The organism is Cellvibrio sp. (assembly GCF_053579595.1).
In genome coordinates this window covers 1-2705 of the sequence record NZ_JBRFPI010000502.1, presented here as the reverse complement: position 1 = coordinate 2705, position 2705 = coordinate 1, and the positions used below count along the sequence as shown (strand labels likewise).

The window sequence follows — 2705 nt, the reverse complement described above, 5'->3', positions numbered from 1 at the left end:
GTTGATGATTTGGCAAATTGCGTGACAACCAAGCGGCCTAATTGCGCATCTTTTTTCAATTCAACAGCATTGGGGAAATCCGACTCATCCAATGTCAGGCCAGAGACTTTTACACCTTCAACAAAATTGGTGTAGTAATCGCGTACATCGCCTTCGTTTGCGGTGACCACATAATCCATTCCGCCTTCATTGAAGGTGGCAATGCCGTCGGGCTGATACATGCCAAATACTTTTGGATACTTGGCAAAGGCAACTTTGCTATCTTTATCACTTGGGTCAATTTCATTGCCGTTCGCGCCGTAATCTTTAAAGCCCAGTGGAAATATATTGGTAATTGCCGGTGTACCATTGAGATTAATACGCGCAAGACCATTATTTTCCTGCAAGCTTACCCATGCAGTTTTTGAATCGGCAGCCACAGCAATATATTCCGGTTCAACATCTTTGGCTAAATCCGCATTCAAACCAAATACGCGGAAACCGTCTGCTTCTAATGTTGTTTCCTGATTGTTGTAGGAAGAGAAATTCAACGTAGTCACGGTTAAATTCAACGCGGGAGCCGCAAAATTTTTCAGCGCAGGTGATGCGTACAATTGCGGCTTGCTGGCATCGGCAAGATCAATCCAGTTGCCACCGTCGGGCAAACGACCGAAGGAATTGACATGAAAGTCGCCGTAGCTGATTTGGTCGCGCAGCTCACCCTTGTAAAACAGGGTAATAGTTTCTTTTTTGCCGATACCAAAAGTTTCCACTCCGCCATTGAGGATCGCGCCAGCTGGAGCATTTGCAGGCAAGTTTGCACCCACGGCTAAATCGGTCAGCAAAATAATACGGCCTTTCGCCGGGATCTCTGTGCCACCGGGAATTGGCATAGGTTTATTGCCGGTGTCCGTCAGCGTCCATTCACCTGCAGCAAATGTATAGGGCTGCTCACCTTTGTTGTAAATTTCAACGTAATCAAAATTAATATCCGAGCGACCACTGGATACAATTTCGTTGATCACAATATCCGTAGGGCCAGCAGGTGCGACCACAGCGGGCAATTTATTACTTGCACCGGGTGTTGCTTCCAGCGCTTCAGTTTGCACATGCCATGCGGCACCATCGGGCAAACGGCCAAACGAATTAATGTGCGTGCCGTCATCCCATTTTTTCTGGTCGAGAATTTCATTTTTGTAAACTAATACCGCCGTATCGCCTTTACCCAAACCAAAATTCGCAGCACCACCGATCAAGGTAGATGCAGGTGCACCAAAAGGTACGGCGGCTTGGTCTACCGCAACCAGTAAAAATCCTTTGGCAGAAATAACAGTGCCCGCCGGAATCACAATACCGGGAACCTTATCTTCAGCAAAACCTTTAATATCATTCACAGCCCACTCGTTAGCTGTAAAGGTGTAATCCGTATTCGCGGCGTTGTAGAGTTCGATGTAGTCATAACCACCGCCGTCAGAACGCATTTCGTTTAATACAATTTGCGGTGCAGGTATTGGGGCGACGGATGCAGCAACACTCGACGTAGTGCTTGAGGCAACACTCGATACCAGGCTAGAAGCAACACTGGAAACTGATGATGAAAGTTGGCTTGACGATGAAACGCTGCTGGAAGATTTATTGTCGTCACCACCACAGGCAACTAAGGTAAGGCATACGGCAGCCAATGCTGCCAACTGCGGAAACTGTTGAATAAGCTTCATAGTTATTCCTGTTGCTGAAAAATAGATAAATCCGAAACCTGCACAAGATTGAGCAGAAGGATTGCGATTAAATGGATATTTTCGGCGACAAGACTAATCAGCGTTTATGACAGACTCGCAACAATTAAATGACAACTTGATGACACTAATCTTTCATCAATCTTACTCGTTGGACGGCAACGAATACCCCTATCGAAAACCATCGGCGTGCGATTAAGGATATTAGAGAAGCATAAAATCAATATTGTTGGAATAAGTAATAACAGCAATTTTGAACGTGCTTTTTCCGTTTAAAAAACAGCCAAAGCACTACTTAAGGTCAAAATAATTTATCACGCACCAAAATAATCAATCATTTGCCCCAAAACAGAACCAAGGCTTGCCTATTTGTTGTCCTCAATGGTCGTCTTTATTCCATTTCATGAACTGGCGCACATTCTGCATTGCATCTCTTACAACTTTAAAAAAATAGCCTTCCCACTAAAACTACTAACTCTCTAGAAACAGGTGAAGAAGACCTATGCAAGAACATCACTCTTTACACAGCGACCTTATGCATTTGTCACCCGCGGAGCGAGGCTGGCTTAACTGGTATGGAAAAACAGGCAAAGTTTCCATGGGCTGGTCTTGCTGGTTAAATCGCAGCCGCTATGCAGTGATGGAACAAACCTTTGAGAGCATCGCGAGTACACGCACAAAATTATTACAACAATGGGTGAAGCGGCAGTGGACGCAATTGGAATCTTGCCGCGGCCAATTACAATTTCTCGACGACAGTTACGACAATATTTTGCGTAAAACCTGGCAAGTCATGGGGGATTGCACTGAATTATTTATTATCGATCAACAGGGTATCGTAACCGCCACAACCTACAACCGCCGGCTTGGTGTTCTCGATTTAAATCCGCGCGCGGTAAAAACAGGATTGGAAAATCCATTTCTGCATGGCCCTTATATCGATACGGAAACACTGCATATCGGAAAGCGTAGTTCTGCCTTTCACGATCA

1 protein-coding gene and 1 pseudogene are annotated in these 2705 nt (G+C 45.2%); one reads left to right on the top strand and one right to left on the bottom strand.

What is annotated here, in order from left to right:
* On the bottom strand, window positions 1–1697 hold a 1697-nt coding region (locus ACWA6V_RS20390), incomplete at its 3' end, for a choice-of-anchor I domain-containing protein (protein ID WP_449524204.1).
* A 520-nt stretch (window positions 1698–2217) separates the two neighbouring features.
* Here ACWA6V_RS20390 and ACWA6V_RS20385 point away from each other — a divergent pair.
* Window positions 2218–2705 (top strand): annotated as a pseudogene (locus ACWA6V_RS20385) (methyl-accepting chemotaxis protein); the annotation flags it as partial.